The sequence below is a fragment of the Mycolicibacter hiberniae genome (assembly GCF_010729485.1).
In the GTDB taxonomy this organism is placed as follows: domain Bacteria; phylum Actinomycetota; class Actinomycetes; order Mycobacteriales; family Mycobacteriaceae; genus Mycobacterium; species Mycobacterium hiberniae.
This window is the reverse complement of record NZ_AP022609.1, coordinates 1116274-1134284: the sequence shown is the minus strand read 5'-3', so window position 1 is coordinate 1134284 and position 18011 is coordinate 1116274. Positions and strand designations below refer to the sequence as shown.

Below are 18011 nucleotides of genomic sequence, written 5' to 3'. Positions count from 1 at the left end.
CGGCATCCCGGCCCGCTCGCTCGGATAATCAAGGCCGGGTTTTCTCACCCTGGGATGCCACCGCTACCGCCGGCGCAGGCGCCGGCGCCGGGCATGACTTTTCGTCACCCACAGCCGGAAGCGCCCACAGGTGAATCTCAACTGAAACCGATGGGGCTTTCATGTTGCGATAAGCAATCGCCAACGCTACGTTCGTGAAAGCGGGCAGTTTATCCGTTAACTTCGCCAGGAGGCCACCGCATGGAACACGCCCCTCGCGCACATGCCGCAGTAGCCGCTGTCGTGGCCGGCGCCAGCCTTCTCGCCGCCGGCCCCCCATCCCCGCAGGTGAGCCAGGCCGTGGTCCAGCTGACCGCCGGCGCAGCCGATTTCACCATCCTCCCCTATCCCGGGGGGACGGCCGCAGATCTCTTGCCGGCGTTGGGAGTCAATCTGGCCCTCGCGGGAAGCCAAGTCCAAGAGGGCCTGTCGGACCTTTTCGAACTCGACCTTGTGGGAGCCGCGGGAAACTTCGCCTCAGCCGGCGCCAATCTCTTTCCCGCTATCCCGGAGAACATCCTGCTGGCTGCGGTGGGCGGTGTGTTGGGCCAGAATTTCCGAAGTTACCTGACCTTCGCCGGCGACTTCGCCGTCAACCCGCCACTCACGGACTGGTCGACGCTGGTTCCCAGCCTGACGGAGTTGTTCCAAGCGGGCGTCTACGAGCTCAGCGCAGCCGTGCAGAGTTTCTTCGCAGGCGACATCGCCGACAGCCTGTATCGCACATTCGCGGGCGTCGACGACCTGTTGGTCATGCTGCCGGCGATGGTGTTCCTGGGAGTCCCTGCACTGCTGGGCGACGGCCTGCTCGACCTCGTCGGCCTGTGAGGGCCGGGGTGGGCAAGCCCCGCCCGGCAGTACTCACGACACCCGTCCCGTCAGCGGCGCTCCGGGCTGGGTCATCAGCATCGGCGGCAGAGCCGGCGGGACGGGGGCCGGCGGTACCAGCGGAGCCGACGGTGTCAGCGGGGACGCCGGCGACATCGGGGTCAGCAGTTCCGTCGGGGTCATCGGGGTCAGCGGCAATGTCGGGGTCAGCGGCGATGTCGGCGCCGGCGTGGACGCCGGTGCGGCCGGGGCGGCCGTGCCCGCGGTCCAGTTGCCGTCATTGCCGGCGGTGTAGGCCAGCCAGACCCGCTCGACGCCGGCCTGCGCCTTGGCCGCCTTGAGTTGTTCGTTCTGATACCCGTTGCGCGGCACGGCGAATGAGCCGTGACCGATGCAGCCAACGGTGCCGCCACCGAACTGGCCGGACCCAGAGCTGACGTGCCAGCCGTCGGGACCCTGGCAGGCGTACGGCATGTTCTGGCCGCAGGACTCGGCCTGGAAGCGGCCGGAACCGTTGTGCACCGCGCATTGCTGAGTGGCGTTGGAGAGCGGTTGGCCGTAGGACCAACTCCAAACGAAGCCACCCAGCTGATCGCTCTGCGGGTCCACGAAGTTCAGGCCGGGTGCATTGGTGCCGCAGCGCATCATCTCGTGAATGGCCTCCCCCGACATCGGCTGGAAGGCCCCACCGCCGGCGAGCACGTCGACCAGGGTGTTGGAGTCGAAGAAGCGCGTCCAGTTGGTGTCGAACTGCGCCCGGGAGAAGTAACAGTCCGGGTACTGCACGGTGACCGGCTGGCCCTTTTCCACGACGTTGCTGTCGTTGAAGCCCAGCGCATCCCAGCCCGGGTCGCGGCCGCATCCGCTGGTGTAGAGCAGGACCTGTTTTCCGGAGGCCTTGATATCGGCCAGGCTCACGTCCAGGGGTATCCCGGTGGTGGCGCAGGTGGCGCCGGCCTGGACCTGAGCGGGCCGGAACAGCAGGTCGCGCGCCGAGGTGTTACCCAGCGTGCTTTCGATGACCGCGGCACCGGCGGGCAGCGACTTGGTGACGTCGTCGACCGGGTCGTCGAGGCGGTTCTCGATGTAGAGGACGATCACCTGGTCGGGATGAGCGTCCAGCCAGCGGCGGATCTCCTGGAAGCCCGACGCCGCGGTGCGTTCGAACGTGCAGCCCAGGTGATTGTCGAAGCCGTGACACAAGATGGGCGCGTAACCGCCGGGCGCGCCCAGGCTGGTGAACCAGTGCACGTCGATCTCCAGTGCCCGGATGTCCATGTCGAGCTGGTTGACCACCGAGTACAGCTGGTCGGGGTCCATGCCAGAAAGCGTCGGCGGGATGTTGGCGTTGGTGTAGTTGTACGAGTTGTGGGTGGACGGCAGCTGGGCCTCCCGCAGGGGTAGGTCCAGGGTCAGCCGGTACTGCTGAACCAGCGCCCGGTGCACCGGCCCGGCAAGGTACTTCTGCACGCTGGCGTCGCCGATGGGGCTGCCGCCGCGCAGGGCGCAGTAGTTGATCGGGCCGTTGATCACCCGGCATTGGCTGGCCACCAGTTGCGCCGCGGCGTCAAGGACCTTGCACGTCGTGGCGAGCTGGCCGGTGGCGACGTCGAAGCAGGCGCTGATCAGCCCGTGCTTGTTGCCGCCGAACCAGCTGCAGGCCGCAACCGAACCGACTGTGCTGCAAGCCTGTACCAGCGGATCGGTGACATCGCCGATCGCCGTACACACCGGATTGAACGCCGGGCCCAGGTCGGTGCAGGCGGTGGCCAGCGACGGCGGCGCCGACGACTCGGACACCACCTGGATGCCCACGGTGGCCGGGTTCGAGAACGAGGCGTCATCGGCCGTGGTGTAGCTGAAGGCGTCGGTGCCGACATAGCCGGTGGCCGGGGTGTAGGTGAAGGTGGCGTCGCTGACGGTCACGGTGCCGTGCGCAGGCGGGGTGACGATCGTGAACTGGGCGGCGGGGTTGGCCGGGGTGGCCACCAGTCCGGCCGTCACGGGGGTGGAGGTGGTCGTCACGGCCATCACGTTCTGCACCTGGGCGCTCGACGCGAACGGCACCGCCGGCACACCCGAGGCGATGCCCGCTCCGCCGGACAACACTGAGAGAACGGCGATCACGGCCATCTGGCGCAGTCGGCGTTTGATGGTCCCCGCCGGGGTGGCCCACCCCAGGTGGCGCCGAGATCGCTCAACTGCCCCTTGACCCACGAACCAAAGCTCCTTATTCGGTTACGACACCGACTCGCTCTCAGAACACTCATGCAACGTCCGTAACAATGGGCAACAAAAATCACACCCGTAACACGACACGATCACAGAACAAGCGCAATGCGTTCTTCGGGTTAACTTGGCTCCGATTTACCCGAGCAGGGGTCCGCCGGGCGTCATCGCGGAAGATTCAGAACTCGGGCAGCAGGTCGCCCGGGTCGGCGAGCGCGACGTCGGCGACGTCCGGCAGCAGCGGATCGGCGAGCGCTACGTCTGCGATATCCGGAATGAGCGGTTCGGCGAGCGGCGAGTAGGGGGCGCCGATCGATTCGGCGACGGCCCGCGGCAGGTAGTTCACCAGTGCGTCGACGAAACCCGACTGGTTCATATCTTCAAACGGGGCGAGAAGCCCTGCCAGGCCGGGACTTTCACTGTTGAGGAACGCGTCGAGAAGTTGGGCCGGCGCACCGATCAACCCGACCAGCGCACCGGCGATATCCCCGGAGGACAGATCGTCGATGAAGTCGCGGGCAAGCGTTCCCACCTCGGTGAACGCCGCCTGCACCGAGCTCAGCGCCGCCAGCCCGACCGGCACCTGCACCGCATGCAGCGTGGCCATAGCCGCGCTGACGATGTTGCCCACGATCTCGATAGGAATCGCCATCAGGCGGTCCACCAGCCCGAGCACCGGAAACGCGCTGATAACGATGATGATCGCCTGGCCCAACGCCGCCGTGATATCGCTCGATGAGATGGCATCGAAGAGCGTTTCGAGCTGGCCAGGCAGGTTGATCAGGCCGTCGACAAACGACTGGGCGGTGGCTCCGAATGCCTCGAAAGTCCGCTGTGCGTAGTCGAACCAGTTCGTGACCAGCTGCACCACCGTGGGCAGCGGGTCTTCGAGCCAGTGCCCGCCGATGGTGACCAGATTGTCGAACGTGTTGGTGACCAGGTCGACGTAGGGATCCAGCGGGTTGGCCACCAACTCCACTGCGCGCAGGACAGCCGGCGGGGGCGGCGCCACCGACGGCGGCATGACGAGGGCACCGGCGGCCAGGGCTGCGATGCCGACGGCGATACGGGGGTGGCGGCTGACTGATCCCACAACACTCATTTCATGACTGGAGCCACTACGGTAACTCCAGGAACGCAGGTCAGCGAGGAGAAACGCGCCGGGCTTTGCAGCGTGGCGGTCAATCTGCATGGCGAGAACCGGGCGGAGGTCGCCTGCCGCCTCCATGCGGACTGCGGACCGCACCAAACCCGCCGTTCTCCTGCCGACCTGGCCGGCGCCGAAATATGATCCGCCTGGAATCCGGTACATCACGCTATGAGGGAGGTTGGCATCATGCGCGCACTCTTACTGGCCCTCGCTGCTGGGGCGGGCATCGTCTCCATGCCCGTAACTCCCGTGGCCACCGCGGAGGTCGTCCCCTACCGCAACTGCACCGAAGCACGGCAGAACGGTGACTGCGACATTCCGGCCACCTCGGACAAATACCAATCGAAGCTGGACCGCGACAACGACGGCCTCGGCTGCGAGTGCTGAACACGCCCTAGCCGTGCGAAGTTTTCCTGGTAGGGCTGTTCAACGTCGGTTGATCCTTGATGGATCTTCTTCGGTTGATCCTCGGCACTCTAGGTTAGTGATTGGGCCTGTTCGCGGGCGCGGAAGGCCCGTCGGCTTCTAACCTCGCCGCGACTGGTCCGCGCTGCGGTCTTGACCAAATCGGCGCCGATGTAAAACCGCAGCAGATCCCCGTCAATGTGGACGTCGCAGCGTGAGCCGGCGTGGTGGGTTCTTACGCTGACTTGCTGCGCTGGTCAACCGCGGGAAGGGGGATTTTTCGGTATGCGGCCTGCGAGCCGGACCGCGGTACCGGGCGCCGACGCCGCAGGGGCGAGCCCGTACGACGGGCCCGCGGCGCCCGAGCCCAACACGCCAAGGGCACTGACGTTCGTCAATTTTTTTCCGCGACTATCTTGATTCGCCCCACTAAATTGACGCTGCTTGCAATAATTCTGTCAGTTGCCGACGGACGGCGTAGCGCACGATTCGACATCTTCGGGGGCATGTCGAACGGCGTGATCACCTGTCGTCCAATCAGCTTGGCGACATCGTCAGTGATTTTTGCGATCAAGGGGGGATCGATGAAGCAGATCATCTTCGGCGCCGTACTGTGTGGCGCCGCGCTGGGCCTGGCCGGTGCAGCCACCGCCGCCAACGACAATTACGAATTCCTCTACGGCTCAACCGACGCGTTGGTCCTGGGCCCGACCGGAATCCCGACACCAAGTGCCAACTACATCAGCAACGGGATCGACCTGTACCTCGAACCGCTGGGTTACAACGGCACCCTGGCGTCGACGTTGCCGCTGACCATGCCCAACAGCTGGGACTTCTTGAACAGCGTTCCGCAGGGTCAGGCGATCCTCGTCGATGCGATCCTCGCCGACTACGACGCCGGGGAGATGGGCTGCGACGTCTCGGGCGTCTGCACCGACCCGCTGACCATCTTCACCTACTCCCAGAGCAGCCTCATCGCTTCCTACGCCCAGGAGCAACTCTCCGAAGCCGGCGTCCCCACCGACGCTTTACGTTTCGTGATGCTCGGCGCCAACCCCGCTGCTGTCCCCACCGACCTGTACCCGACCGAGGTATTCAACATCCAAGGCGACGTCTTCGCAGACAACTTGGGCAGAAGTTGGTGGGACCTGCTGTTGGGAAACACGAGTTGGCAAGACCTGCTGTACGGATTGGCGATTCATCAGGTCTACTTCGGTTTGACGGCAGACCAGATCGACTCAGCCACCACGACTGTCGACGGGATGACCACGTTCAACGATATTCCCACCCTCGACACCGGTGAACTGATCCAAGCGCTGTTCAACTCGTTCTTTGCGGTGTGATGCACCGATGAGGGTACTGCGCCCGACACTCGGCTCAAGTACGCCTCGCGGACGATTCATGGTAGGGCGGGTGGGGCTCGAACCCACGACCAACGGATTATGAGTCCGCGGCTCTAACCGACTGAGCTACCGCCCCCTGGTCTATCTGGCGACCATGACATTAGCGCCCGCCGGGGCCGTAGACGACACGGCGGTGCGGCGCTTCCCGCTGCCACTGATGCAGGAGTCAGCGCACCCGCCGCGGAACGAACATCGGGACCTCGCCGCGGTACTGCCGGTATTGGTCGCCGAGCAACCGGATCAGGTCCCCCTCCTCCAAGCGCACCGCGATCGCGATGTAGCCGGTGGTCGCCGCGGCGAACAGCAGGTGGCCGGCGGTCATCTGGGGCGTGGACCAGAACGCGATCAGGAAGCCCAGCATCAGCGGATGCCGCACCAGCCGATACAGCATCGGCGTCCGAAACCCGGCGGTGGTGTAGGGCTGGCCCCGCCACGCAAGGTAGACCTGGCGCAGCCCGAACAGGTCGACATGGCTGATCAGGAAGGTCGACACCAGGGCTATCCCCCAGCCGAGCCAGAACAGCACCCACAACGCAGTCCGGCCCGCCGGCGCCGTCACCTCCCAGACCACCGCCGTGATCGGACGCCACTGCCAGAACAAGAGGGCCAGAACCACGTTCGAGGCCAGCACGTAGGTGCTGCGCTCGATACTCACCGGCACCACTCGGGTCAGCCATCGCTTGAACGCCGGCCGGGCCATCACGCTGTGCTGCACGGCGAACAGGCTCAGCAGCAACACGTCGATGACCAGCGCCGCGACCGGGCGCGCCTGCGGCCCGTGGTCGACGGTGCGCGGCACCACGAGATCACCCACGAACCCGACGGCATAGCCGAAGACGGCGAGGAAGACCAGGTAGTTGAGCACCCCGTAGACGAGGGCGAGGTGACGGGCCATGGCGCGCTCCTAGGGAATGAGCCAGTCTAGCTCGCATATCCGCAGCTCGATAGGGGTTCCACCGGCCGTCTGATGGGCACCGACCGGCCTCGGCTTACGATCCCAAGATGACCGCGGAAACGTTCGTCACCCACACGCCCGGCGATCTCCGGATCATCTCCGACCGCCACGGTGACCCCGACGCCCGCGCCGTTGTGTTCCTGCACGGCGGTGGGCAGACCCGCCGATCCTGGGGCCGGGCCGCCGCGGCGGTGGCCGCACGCGGCTGGCAAGCGGTCACCGTCGACCTGCGCGGCCACGGCGAGTCGGATTGGGCGAACCAGGGCGATTACCGCCTGGTCAGCTTCGCCACCGACGTCCACGAGGTGCTGCGCACGCTGCCGCCAGACCCGGTGCTCGTCGGTGCCTCGCTGGGCGGGTGCACCGCAATGCTGCTCGCCGGCGAATTGGCGCCGGGGGCCGCCAGCGCGGTGGTGCTGGTCGACATCGTGCCCAATATGGACGCCTCCGGCGCCCAGCGCGTGCAGGCCTTCATGGCCGAGAACATGGAATCCGGTTTCCACTCCCTTGACGAGGTCGCCGACGCGATCGCTGCCTACAACCCGCACCGGCCCCGCCCCGCCGACCTCCAGGGCCTCACCACCAACCTGCGTCGGCGCGGCGACCGCTGGTATTGGCACTGGGACCCGGAGTTCATCCGTGGCCCCGAGCACCAAGGGCCGATGGAGATCCACGACGTCGACCGGCTCAACGCCGCAGTGCGCACCATCCTCGACGGCGGTGTTCCGATGCTGCTGGTGCGGGGCCAACTCAGCGACCTGGTCAGCGCCGCCAACGCCGAGGAGTTCTTGGCCCGCTTTCCGCAGGTGGAGTTCGTCGACGTCGCCGGCGCCGGGCACATGGTCGCCGGGGACCGCAACGACGTCTTCGCCGACGCCATCCTGGAGTTCCTGGCCCGCCACGGCTCCTGAGCGCAACCGCTTCGGTTCCGGCTGACACTGGCGCGAAAGACGCTCAGGGCCCCGTGCCGGCGCCGCCGGCAATAGGCTGAGGCCCATGCGCGTCGTCGTCATCACCAAGCACGGTCCCCCGTCGGTGCTGCAGGTACAGGATCGCCCCGACCCGCCCCCGCCGGCGGCCGGCCAGGTGCGCATCGCGGTCCGCGCGGCAGGGGTGAACTTCGCCGACCACCTGGCCCGCGTCGGGCTGTATCCCGATGCGCCGAAGTTGCCCGCCGTGGTCGGCTATGAGGTCGCCGGGGTCATCGAGGCCGTCGGCGAGGGTGTGGACCCGGCCCGCGTCGGCGAGCGGGTTCTGGCCGGCACCCGTTTCGGCGGCTATGCCGAGATCGTCAACGCCAACGCCGCCGACACGGTGACGCTGCCGCCGTCGATGAGTTTCGAAGAGGGCGCAGCGATTCCGGTCAACTACTCGACGGCGTGGGCCGCGTTGCACGGTTACGGATCACTGCAGCCCGGTGAGCGGGTTCTGGTGCACGCCGCGGCCGGCGGGGTCGGCATCGCGGCGATCCAGCTGGCCAAGGCCGCCGGCGCGGTCGTGCACGGCACCGCGTCGCCGGGCAAGCACGCCCAGCTCACCGCGCTGGGCATCGACCGGGCGCTCGACTATCGCCGCAAAGGCTGGTGGCGCGGCCTGCCGCCGTACGACATCGTGCTCGACGGGCTCGGCGGCACGTCGCTGCGGCGCTCGTTCGCGCTGTTGCGTCCCGGCGGACGCCTTGTCGCCTACGGCCTCTCGTCGCTGCAGCAGGGCGAGAAACGCTCACTGCTGCGCGCGGCGCCGCAGGCGGCGGCGATGCTGCGCGGATTCAGCCTGATCACCCAGATGGAGCAGTCGAAGACCGTCATCGGCCTGAACATGCTGCGACTGTGGGACGACCGCGGCACGCTGGGCCCGTGGGTCACCCCGCTGACCGCGGCGCTGGCCGACGGGATCGCCGCCCCGGTGGTGCATGCGGCGGTGCCGTTCGCCGACGCCCCGGAGGCCCACCGTATTCTGGCGGCCCGCGAAAACGTCGGCAAAGTGGTGCTGGTGCCCTGACCGGCCCGGCTCAGACGGTGCGCGCCAGCCGGTGCGCCAGCAGCTCGGCGAAGCGCGCCGGGTCCTCGAGTGCGCCGCCCTCCGCCAACAGCGCTGTGCCGTAGAGCAACTCCGCGGTCTCGGCCAGGCCGGGATCCTCGCTGCGCTCGGCGTGCGCCTGCCGTAGACCGGTGATCAGCGGGTGGGCCGGGTTGATCTCCAGGATGCGTTTTCCGACCGGCACATCCTGACCGTTGGCGCGGTAGATGCGCGCCAATGCCGGAGTGATCCCGAAGGTGTCGGTGATCAGGCAGGCCGGGGACTCGGTCAGCCGCGTCGACAGCCGAACCTCTTTGACGTGCTCGGCCAGGGTCTGCTCCAGCCAGGAGATCAGGTCGGCGAAATCCTTCTGCTGTTCCTTGCGCTCGGCTTCGTGCGCGGCCTTGTCCTCCTCGGAGTCCAGGTCCACCTCGCCCTTGGCCGTCGACTGCAGCGGCTTGCCGTCGAACTCAGCGACGGTGTTCACCCACAGCTCGTCGACCGGGTCGGTCAGCAGCAGCACCTCGTAGCCCTTGGCCTTGAACGCCTCCAGATGCGGCGACTTCAGCAGTAGCTGACGCGACTCGCCGGTGGCGTAGAAGATCTGCTCCTGACCGTCTTTCATCCGTTCGACGTATTCGGCCAGGGTGGTGGACTCGGAGTCGCTGTGCGTCGAGGCGAAGGAGCTGATCTCCAGCAGGGTCTGCTGATTGTCGAAGTCGGAGAGCAGTCCTTCCTTGACCACGCGACCGAACTCGGTCCAGAAGGTGCGGTAGTCCTCGGGCCGCTGCGACTGCAGCTCCTTGATGGTCGAGAGCACCTTCTTGGTCAGCCGCCGGCGGATCGCGTTGATCTGCCGGTCCTGCTGCAAGATCTCCCGGGAGACGTTCAGCGACATGTCCGCTGCGTCGACGACACCCTTGACGAAGCGCAGGTACTCGGGCATCAGCTGATCGCAGTCGCCCATGATGAACACGCGCTTGACATACAGCTGCACGCCCACGTGAGCGTCCCGGTTGAACAGGTCCACCGGCGCGTGCGACGGGATGAACAACAAGGCCTGGTATTCGAACGTGCCTTCGGCCTTCATCACGATGACCTCGAGCGGATCGTCCCAGGCGTGCGAAATGTGCTTGTAGAACTCGTTGTATTCCTCTTGGGAGACTTCGTCTTTGGGCCGCGCCCACAGCGCCTGCATCGAGTTCAGCGTCTGGGTCTCGACGGTGACCGTCTCTTCGCCGCCTTCCTCGGCCGGCGGCGTCCGGCGCTCCACCTGCATCCGGATCGGCCAGGCGATGAAGTCGGAATACTTCTTGACCAGGCTGCGGATGGTCCACTCGGAGGTGTAGTCGTGCAGCGCGTCTTCGGCGTCTTCGGGCTTGAGATGCAAGGTGATCGACGTCCCCTGCGGCGCGTCCTCGACCGCTTCGATGGTGTAGGTGCCATCACCACTGGACTCCCACCGGACCGCCTCGCTCTCACCGGCCTTGTGGGTGACCATCTCGACCCGGTCGGCGACCATGAACACCGAGTAGAACCCCACCCCGAACTGGCCGATCAGTTCCTCGGACGCCTCGGCGTCGCGGGCTTCCCGCAGTTGCTGGCGCAGCTCGGCGGTGCCGGAGCGGGCCAGGGTGCCGATCAGATCCACCACCTCGTCGCGTGACATGCCGATGCCGTTGTCGCGGACCGTCAGGGTGCGCGCCGCCTTGTCCACGTCGATCTCGATGTGCAGATCGGAGGTGTCGACCTCCAGGTCCTTGTTGCGGAAGGCCTCGAGCCGCAGCTTGTCCAATGCGTCGGAGGCGTTGGAGATCAGCTCCCGCAAGAACGCGTCCTTGTTGGAGTACACCGAGTGGACCATCAAATCCAGCAGCTGACGAGCCTCAGCCTGAAACTCCAGCCGCTCCACACGTTCGCTCATAAGAGCCGAATTTTACCGACGGATTCGTCGCGATGCCGAGGGGGCCGAAGACGAGCTTCAGTTGAGGGCCAGCATCACTGCGCCTGGCTCACCGACGACATGTGGAAGTCGGGAATGCGCAGCGACGGCATCGACGCCCGGGTCGCCCAGTCACCCCACTCGCGCGGCAGCGTCGGCTCGGCGATCCCGGCCTGGGTGGCCCGGCGCAGCAGGTCCAGGGGGCTCTCGTTGAACCGGAAGTTGTTCACCGCCGCGCTCACCTGGCCGTCTTCGACCAGATAGACACCGTCGCGGGTCAGCCCGGTCAGCAGCAGCGTGGTCGGGTCGACCTCACGGATGTACCACAGCGTGGTCAGCAGCAGCCCGCGCTCGGTCGAGGCGATCATCTCGTCCATGCTGGCCGAACCGCCCGTCATCAACAGGTTGTCGGCAGGCAGGGCCACCGGGGCACCGAACTCGGCGGCCGCGGCCCGCGGATAGGCCAGCGCGTTGATCACCCCGCCGCGAATCCAGTCCACACACCCGATGTCCAGGCCGTTGTCGAACACCGACGCCGTCTCCGAGGACGTGGCGGTCGCAACGAACGGCGCGCACTCCAGCCCGTACGCGTGCGGGTCGGAGTACAACGTCAGCGGCAGTTCCGTCAGCCGCTCCCCCACCCGAGTACCGCCGCCGGGCGCCGACAGCGCGGTGCGGCCTTCCTGAGCTCCGCGGCCGCTCATCGTCCAGCCGAGATAGATCATCATGTCGGCCACCGTCGAAGGCGGCATCAGCGTCTCGTAGCGCCCGGCCGGCAGCTCGACGGTGCGTGCCGCCCAGCCCAACCGCGTCCCCAGCTGCTCCAGGAGGGAATCGGTCGGGACGTCGACGAAGTCCGGGGTGCTGATCCCGGCCCAGGCACTGGCGCCGTCGCGTTTGCCGTTGATCTCCACCGTCCCGGTGGGCTGGGTGAAACGCCGCCGCAGTCCGCTCGAGGACGCCAAGAACGTGGTCGCCACCTCGTGGCGGGCAAAGCCGTAGAGCGCCTCGGCGCCCTTGAAGCCGCGACTCAGTCCGGCTGCCAGCTCGGTGAACACCTCCGCGCCGGTCTGGGGCACCGGCGCGTCCCAGTCCTGGGGCACGTCGGTGCCGCCCAGCAGCGGCGCAGCGTCACGCGCCGGCGGTGCCTGCGCGGCCGCCGCCGCCGACGCCGCGACCAGTTCGGGGATCAGCGCGGGGTCCACCTCGGCCGAGCTCAGCGAACCGACGCGCGATCCCTCGTCGTCGGTGACGATCGAGATCACCGTCGTGGTCCGGCTGGTCGACACCCCGTTGGTGGTCATCGAGTTGCCGGCCCAGCGCAACGATGCCTCGGTCCGGTCGGTGACCAGCACGATGGTCTCGGCCCGGTCGCTGCGGGCCGCTGCCAGCGCGGTGTCGACGACGTCTTGCGGCCCGATCATTCCCGACCCCCCTCGCTGCGCGTGTTGAGCACGTTGATCCCCCGGAACAGCGCCGACGGGCAGCCGTGGCTGACCGCGGCCACTTGACCGGGCTGAGCCTTTCCGCAGTTGAACGCCCCGCCGAGCCGCCACGTCTGCGGCCCACCGACAGCCTCCATCGCGTTCCAGAACTCCGTGGTGGTCGCCTGGTAGGCGACGTCGCGCACCTGCCCGTCGAGCCGGCCGTCCCGAATCCGGAAGAAACGCTGCCCGGTGAACTGGAAGTTGTAGCGCTGCATGTCGATCGACCAGGACCGGTCTCCGACGATGTAGATGCCGTCGTCCACCCGACTGATGAGATCGGCCGTGGACAGGCCATCGGTTCCGGGCTGCAGCGACACGTTGGCCATGCGCTGGATCGGAACGTGATGCGGGGAGTCGGCGTAGGAGCAGCCGTTGGACCGGGCTTGGCCCAGCCGGGGGGCGAACACCCGATCGAGCTGGTAGCCCACGAACCGCCCGTCGCGCACCAGGTCCCAGCTCTGAGCGGCCACCCCTTCGTCGTCGTAGCCGACACTGGCCAGCCCGTAGGGCACCGTGCGGTCGGCCGTCACGTTCATCACCGGCGAGCCGTAGCGCAGCGTGCCGAGCTTGTCCGGGGTGGCGAACGACGTCCCGGCATAGGCCGCCTCGTAGCCGATCGCTCGATCGTATTCGGTTGCGTGGCCGATCGATTCGTGGATGGTCAGCCACAAATTGGTCGGGTCGATCACCAGGTCCGTCGGCCCGGCCGCCACGCTGGGCGACTTCACCTTCTCGGCGAGCAGCACCGGAATCTCCGCCAGCTCGCCCGACCAGTCCCACACCTCGTCGCCGGCGACCGCCTCCCACCCGCGTGCGGTCGGCGGCGCGCATGTGCGCATCGAGTCGAAACCGTCCGGACCGACGGTGACCGCGTCGCACACCGGCATCAGCCGCACCCGCTGCTGGGTGATCGACGAGCCGAACGTGTCGGCGTAGAAGGTCTGCTCCTTGACCGCGGTCAGCGCGGCCGTCACGTGGTGCACGCCGTCGGCGGCCAGCAACCGGCCCGAGTAGTCCTGCAGCACGGCGATCTTGTCGGCCGTCGGCACCTCGAACGGATCGATCCGGTAGTCCGAGACCCAGCTGGCGTCGCGGTACACCGGTTCGGCGGCCAGCTCGACCCGTTCGGCGTTGAGGACGGCCAGCGTCTTGGCGACCTGCACCGCACGCCGGGCGGTCTCGGCGGCCACGCCGGGCGCCAGTTCGGCATGCGAGGCGAAGCCCCAGGTGCCGTCGACGATCACCCGCACGGCGAAGCCCAGTTCGCGGTTGAGCACGGCGGTTTCCAGGGCACCGTCGCGCAGCCGGATGACCTCGGTGGCGATCCGGTGAATACGCAGGTCGGCGTGCTCGGCGCCCGCCGCTTTGGCCGCCGACAACGCGGCGTCGGCCAACTCGTGGCGGGGCAGGTCCAAAAACTCGGTGTCGATCCCCCGGTTCGCGCTCACCCGTCCACCGTAACGACGTGCCGGAGGTTGACCTCGGAATAGGTGTCCATAATGATCACGGCGTGACTGCGCCGCAGCGACTGGTTCAAGACGGTGTTCGCCACTACGGCCGCTTCGACGGGCGAGTCCGCGACGTCAATCCCGTCGACGCGCACCGCGGTGTCGCGCGTCTGTGGCGGGAGTTTCGGCTCAAGGAGTGGATCGGTTTCGGCTTGATCCATCCCGAGATGTCGGGCGCGATGATCATGCAGGACGTCAAGTACCTGGCGTCGTCGGAGCTGTTCGTCCGTGATCAGGCCACCGGTGTTCTGGTGGAGAAAAGCGCTCGCTTCCGGGGCGCCAGCCTGGGCCTGCCCGACGACCTGCTGAACGGCGGCCGCTGCCGGGTCAAGACCCGACGTTATCTACTCGACTACGCCTTCGATGCTCCAGCCGGCACGATCACCGTGCGGATGGACTGTGCGGCCGACCGGCGTGGGCCGGCGATCACCGGTGCGCTGACCCTCTACCTCGCCGGGGCCGCACCGCCGCTCAGCCTCAGCGCCAGGCTCACGTCGGCGATGGACTACTACACGTTCAAGCAGCCCTTTCCGGCCGGCGGGACACTCATGGTCGGTGACCGCAGCTACGTCTTCGACCCGGCCCGCGATTTCGCCATCCTCGATGAACATCGTTCGCAGTTCCCGTATTCGACGACGTGGACGTGGGGCACGTTTGCCGTGCACATTGCCGGTGGTGTGGTCGGTTCCAACTTCGTCGAGCGGCAGGAGCTCAGCGACGACGACGACGAGTCCTGCAACTGGGTTCCCGGCGGTGTCGAGCCGCTCGCGGGAGTCGAGTTCGCCTTCGCATCCGACGAGCCGCTGTCGAGCGCGCAGGTGCGCGACCGTGACGATCGTCTGGATGTGACGTTCACGCCGGCGGGCCGCAAAGCGGTCAAGGCCAACCTGGTGGCCGCCGGCATCGACTATTGGCAACTCAGCGGAACCTACCGGGGAACAGTGCGATCCTTGGCCGGAGAGTGTTTCGCCTTCGATCACGTGCCGGGGGTGCTTGAGCGGATGAAGGCCCGCTTTTGAGTCCACGTCAGCGCCGCGCTGCTCCGATGAGTCCGACGCTGGGTTATGCGCTGCTGGCCCCCAGCCTGTTCGGCGTGGTCACCTTCCTGCTGCTGCCGATGCTGGTGGTGGTGTGGCTGAGTCTGCACCGCTGGGATCTGCTGGGGCCGATCACTTATGTGGGGGCCGACAACTGGCGGTCGGTGCTGACCGATCCGGTGTTCGGCAACTCCCTTGTGGTGACTGTGCTCTTCGTTGCGTTCGTCGTGCCGGTCCAGACGGTGCTGGGGCTCGCGGTGGCGATGCTGCTGGCCCGCGGGTTGCCGGGCAGCGGCGTGTACCGCACCGTGTACGTGCTGCCCTGGATCTGCGCACCGTTGGCGATCGCGGTGCTGTGGCGCTGGATTCTGAGCCCCACCGACGGCGCGGTGAGCACCGTGCTGGGTCACCGCATCGAATGGCTGACCGATCCCGGGCTGGCGCTGCCGGTGACCTCGGCGGTGGTGGTGTGGACCAATGTCGGCTACGTCGCGCTGTTCTTCCTGGCCGGCATCCTGGCCATCCCCACCCAGGTGCTGTCGGCGGCACGGATCGACGGGGCCAACGCATGGCAGCGGTTCTGGCGGGTCACGTTGCCGATGCTGCGCCCCACCATGTTCTTCGTCGTGGTCACCGGCGTGGTCAGCGCAGCGCAGGTCTTCGACACCGTCTACGCGCTGACCGGGGGCGGACCCGGCGGACGCACCGACCTGATCGCGCACCGCATCTATGACGAGGCGTTCGGGTCCGCGACCATCGGCCGGGCCGCGGTGATGGCACTGGTGCTGTTCGCCGCGCTGGTCGGGGTGACGGTGCTCCAGCAGCTCTCCTTCGGCCGGCGGGTCAGCTATGACCTCACGTAACGCTGCCGTGTATGCGCTGCTCACCCTGGGCGCGCTGATCACCCTGGCGCCCTTCGGGCTGGGAGTGCTGACGTCGTTCACTCCGGCCCGCCAGTTCGCCACCGGCACCCCGCTGTCCTGGCCCGACCCGCCGACACTGGACAACTACGCCGACCTCGCCGGCGCCGGCTTCGGCCGGGCGGCCGCGGTCACGGCGCTGATGACAGCGGTGATCGTGCTGGGCCAGTTGACCTGCTCGGTGCTGGCCGCCTATGCGTTCGCGCGCCTGGAGTTTCCGGGTCGCGATCAGCTGTTCTGGGTGTATGTGGCAACCCTGATGGTGCCCGCCACCGTCACGGTGGTGCCGCTGTATCTGATGATGGCGCAAACCGGCCTGCGGAACACCTTCTGGGCGCTGGTGCTGCCCTTCGTATTCGGCTCTCCGTACGCGATCTTCCTGCTGCGCCAGCATTTCCGTACCGTGCCCAACGATCTGATCCACGCCGCGCGCCTGGACGGCGCGAACACGCTGGACGTGATCGTGCACGTGATGATGCCGGCCAGCAGACCGATTCTGGTCACCCTCGGCCTGATCACCGTGGTCTCGCAGTGGAACAACTTCATGTGGCCGTTGGTGATCACCAGCGGCGACAAGTGGCGGGTGCTCACCGTGGCGACCGCCGCGCTGCAGTCCCGCTACGACGCCCAGTGGACGCTGGTGATGGCGGCGACCACGGTGGCCATGATCCCGCTGATCGTGCTGTTCATGGTGTTTCAGCGCCGCATCGTGGCGTCGATCGTCGTCACGGGGATCAAGTGAGCCGGCCGCGGTACTCCACCGCGTTCGCCGCGGCGATCGTGGCACTGGCGGCGCTGCTCGGCGCGGCGGCGGTACTGCTCGACCGCGGAGCGAGCCCCGCAGCGTCCGGGGCGACGGTGGTGACGGTCCGACTGTGGGACGAGCAGGTGGCCGCCGCCTACCGCCAGTCGCTGGCCGCGTTCAGCCGCAGTCACCCCGGCATCGAGGTGCGCGTCAACGTCGTCGCCTACCGGACCTACTTCGACACGCTGCGCACCGACGTCGCCGGCGGCGGCGCCGACGACATCTTCTGGCTCTCCAACGCCTATCTGGCCGGGTACGCCGACAGCGGCCGGCTGCTGAGCATCGATGCGGCGGACCCGGATTGGGAGCCCTCGGTGGTCGCGCAGTTCACCCGCGACGGCACGCTGTGGGGGGTTCCGCAACTGACCGACGCCGGGATCGCGGTGTTCTACAACGCGGATCTGCTGGCCGCCGCCGGGGTCGACCCGGCTGTGCTGGGGCGGCTGCGCTGGGACCCGCAGGGCACGCACGACACCTTGCGCCCGCTGCTGGCCCGGCTCACCCGGGACAGTGCCGGGCGCAGCGCCGGTACCCCGGGCTTCGACGAGCGCCGTATCCGGCAGTGGGGATACAACGCCGCCAACGATCCGCAGGGCATCTACCTGAATTACCTCGGCTCAGCCGGCGGAGTCTTTCAGCGCGGTGACGCGTTCGCCTTCGACAACCCGGCTGCCGTCGCGGCCTTCAGCTATCTGGTGCGCCTCATCAACACCGATCACGTGGCGCCGCCGGCATCGGAGACCAACACCAACGGGGACTTCTCCCGCAACCAGTTCCTGGCCGGCCGGATGGCGCTGTTTCAGTCCGGCACCTACAGCCTGGCGGCGATCGCCGAGCGGGCCCGGTTCCCCTGGGGGGTGGCGATGTTGCCGGCCGGGCCGGTGGGCCGGGTCAGCGTCACCAACGGGATCGCGGCGGTGGCCAACGCCGCCACCCGGCACCCGGCAGCGGTGCGGGAAGTCCTGGCGTGGCTCGGCAGCAGTGCCGGCAACGCGTACCTGGGGCGACAGGGGGCGGCGATACCGGCGGTGCTCAGCGCCCAACGGGTCTACTTCGACTATTGGCGCCGGCGCGGTGTCGACATCACGCCGTTCTTCGCGGTACTCGACGGACCCCGAATCGCCGCGCCCGGTGGCGGGGCCGGGTTTCCCGCCGGAAACCAGGCCATCAAACCCTATTTCGACGACATGTTCCTCGGCCGCTCCGACGTGGGCACTGCCCTGCATGACGCCCAGGACGCCGCCAACGCCGCCGCCCGCCGGTAACGCGGACGGACTGTGCGCG

Annotated in this window: 16 protein-coding genes, 1 tRNA gene and 1 pseudogene; 9 read left to right on the top strand and 9 right to left on the bottom strand. The window is 67.6% G+C overall.

Features of this window, described 5'->3' with window-relative positions:
• Positions 1 to 240: 240 nt before the first annotated feature.
• Positions 241 to 867: a hypothetical protein gene (locus G6N14_RS05285; protein ID WP_133054914.1), complete on the top strand. Its 627-nt coding sequence runs from the start codon at positions 241 to 243 to the stop codon at positions 865 to 867.
• Positions 868 to 900: 33 nt separating this feature from the next.
• On the opposite strand, the gene G6N14_RS05280 is transcribed toward G6N14_RS05285, so the two are convergent.
• Positions 901 to 3084, bottom strand: coding sequence for a phosphoinositide-specific phospholipase C-related protein (locus G6N14_RS05280; protein ID WP_133054915.1), 2184 nt, complete (start codon positions 3082 to 3084; stop codon positions 901 to 903).
• Between the two features lie 190 nt (positions 3085 to 3274).
• Entirely contained in the window at positions 3275 to 4189 is a 915-nt protein-coding gene (locus G6N14_RS05275) for a hypothetical protein (protein WP_085135894.1), read from the bottom strand.
• 243 nt (positions 4190 to 4432) lie between these two features.
• Here G6N14_RS05275 and G6N14_RS05270 point away from each other — a divergent pair, with 243 nt between their 5' ends.
• Positions 4433 to 4633 (top strand): excalibur calcium-binding domain-containing protein, encoded by a 201-nt coding sequence (locus G6N14_RS05270; protein WP_085135895.1) that lies wholly within the window; start codon positions 4433 to 4435, stop codon positions 4631 to 4633.
• Between the two features lie 89 nt (positions 4634 to 4722).
• Here the strand turns inward: G6N14_RS05270 and G6N14_RS05265 are convergent.
• Together G6N14_RS05265 and G6N14_RS05260 are read right to left on the bottom strand one after the other, a co-directional pair.
• Positions 4723 to 4902: pseudogene (locus G6N14_RS05265) on the bottom strand (IS481 family transposase); the annotation flags it as partial.
• A gap of 143 nt (positions 4903 to 5045) precedes the next feature.
• A complete protein-coding gene (locus tag G6N14_RS05260) occupies positions 5046 to 5249 on the bottom strand; it encodes a hypothetical protein (RefSeq protein WP_133054916.1) in 204 nt (67 codons plus the stop codon).
• On the opposite strand from G6N14_RS05260, the gene G6N14_RS05255 reads away from it, so the two are divergent.
• Positions 5236 to 5994 carry a PE-PPE domain-containing protein gene (locus tag G6N14_RS05255; RefSeq protein WP_085135928.1) on the top strand — a complete coding sequence of 253 codons (759 nt, stop codon included), beginning with the start codon at positions 5236 to 5238 and terminating at the stop codon, positions 5992 to 5994. The genes G6N14_RS05260 and G6N14_RS05255 overlap by 14 nt on opposite strands.
• 59 nt (positions 5995 to 6053) lie before the next feature.
• Here G6N14_RS05255 and G6N14_RS05250 read toward each other — a convergent pair.
• A tRNA-Ile gene (locus G6N14_RS05250) sits at positions 6054 to 6130 on the bottom strand.
• A gap of 90 nt (positions 6131 to 6220) precedes the next feature.
• A complete protein-coding gene (gene mddA / locus G6N14_RS05245) occupies positions 6221 to 6949 on the bottom strand; it encodes a methanethiol S-methyltransferase (protein ID WP_085135896.1) in 729 nt (242 codons plus the stop codon).
• A 107-nt stretch (positions 6950 to 7056) separates the two neighbouring features.
• On the opposite strand from mddA, the gene G6N14_RS05240 reads away from it, so the two are divergent.
• Positions 7057 to 7920, top strand: coding sequence for an alpha/beta fold hydrolase (locus G6N14_RS05240; RefSeq protein ID WP_085135897.1), 864 nt, complete (start codon positions 7057 to 7059; stop codon positions 7918 to 7920).
• A gap of 85 nt (positions 7921 to 8005) precedes the next feature.
• Entirely contained in the window at positions 8006 to 9010 is a 1005-nt protein-coding gene (locus tag G6N14_RS05235; RefSeq protein WP_085135898.1) for a zinc-binding dehydrogenase, read from the top strand.
• Between the two features lie 10 nt (positions 9011 to 9020).
• Here the strand turns inward: G6N14_RS05235 and htpG are convergent, their stop codons facing one another.
• The 3 genes from htpG to G6N14_RS05220 form a co-directional block, all read right to left on the bottom strand.
• Positions 9021 to 10952: a molecular chaperone HtpG gene (gene htpG / locus G6N14_RS05230; protein WP_085135899.1), complete on the bottom strand. Its 1932-nt coding sequence runs from the start codon at positions 10950 to 10952 to the stop codon at positions 9021 to 9023.
• 74 nt (positions 10953 to 11026) lie between these two features.
• Entirely contained in the window at positions 11027 to 12394 is a 1368-nt protein-coding gene (locus G6N14_RS05225) for a metallopeptidase TldD-related protein (RefSeq protein WP_085135900.1), read from the bottom strand.
• Entirely contained in the window at positions 12391 to 13905 is a 1515-nt protein-coding gene (locus G6N14_RS05220; protein WP_085135901.1) for a TldD/PmbA family protein, read from the bottom strand. The genes G6N14_RS05225 and G6N14_RS05220 overlap by 4 nt, the downstream gene beginning before the upstream one ends.
• 62 nt (positions 13906 to 13967) lie before the next feature.
• Between G6N14_RS05220 and G6N14_RS05215 the strand changes: the two genes are divergently transcribed.
• Genes G6N14_RS05215 through G6N14_RS05200 form a run of 4 tightly spaced genes read left to right on the top strand, consistent with a single transcriptional unit; the run spans position 13968 to position 17992 of the window.
• Positions 13968 to 14984, top strand: coding sequence for a DUF2804 family protein (locus G6N14_RS05215; RefSeq protein WP_163787062.1), 1017 nt, complete (start codon positions 13968 to 13970; stop codon positions 14982 to 14984).
• Positions 14985 to 15010: 26 nt separating this feature from the next.
• Entirely contained in the window at positions 15011 to 15865 is an 855-nt protein-coding gene (locus G6N14_RS05210; protein WP_109559818.1) for a carbohydrate ABC transporter permease, read from the top strand.
• Positions 15852 to 16664, top strand: coding sequence for a carbohydrate ABC transporter permease (locus G6N14_RS05205; protein WP_085135904.1), 813 nt, complete (start codon positions 15852 to 15854; stop codon positions 16662 to 16664). The genes G6N14_RS05210 and G6N14_RS05205 overlap by 14 nt, the downstream gene beginning before the upstream one ends.
• Positions 16661 to 17992, top strand: coding sequence for an ABC transporter substrate-binding protein (locus G6N14_RS05200; RefSeq protein WP_085135905.1), 1332 nt, complete (start codon positions 16661 to 16663; stop codon positions 17990 to 17992). The genes G6N14_RS05205 and G6N14_RS05200 overlap by 4 nt, the downstream gene beginning before the upstream one ends.
• The last annotated feature ends 19 nt before the right edge of the window (positions 17993 to 18011 follow it).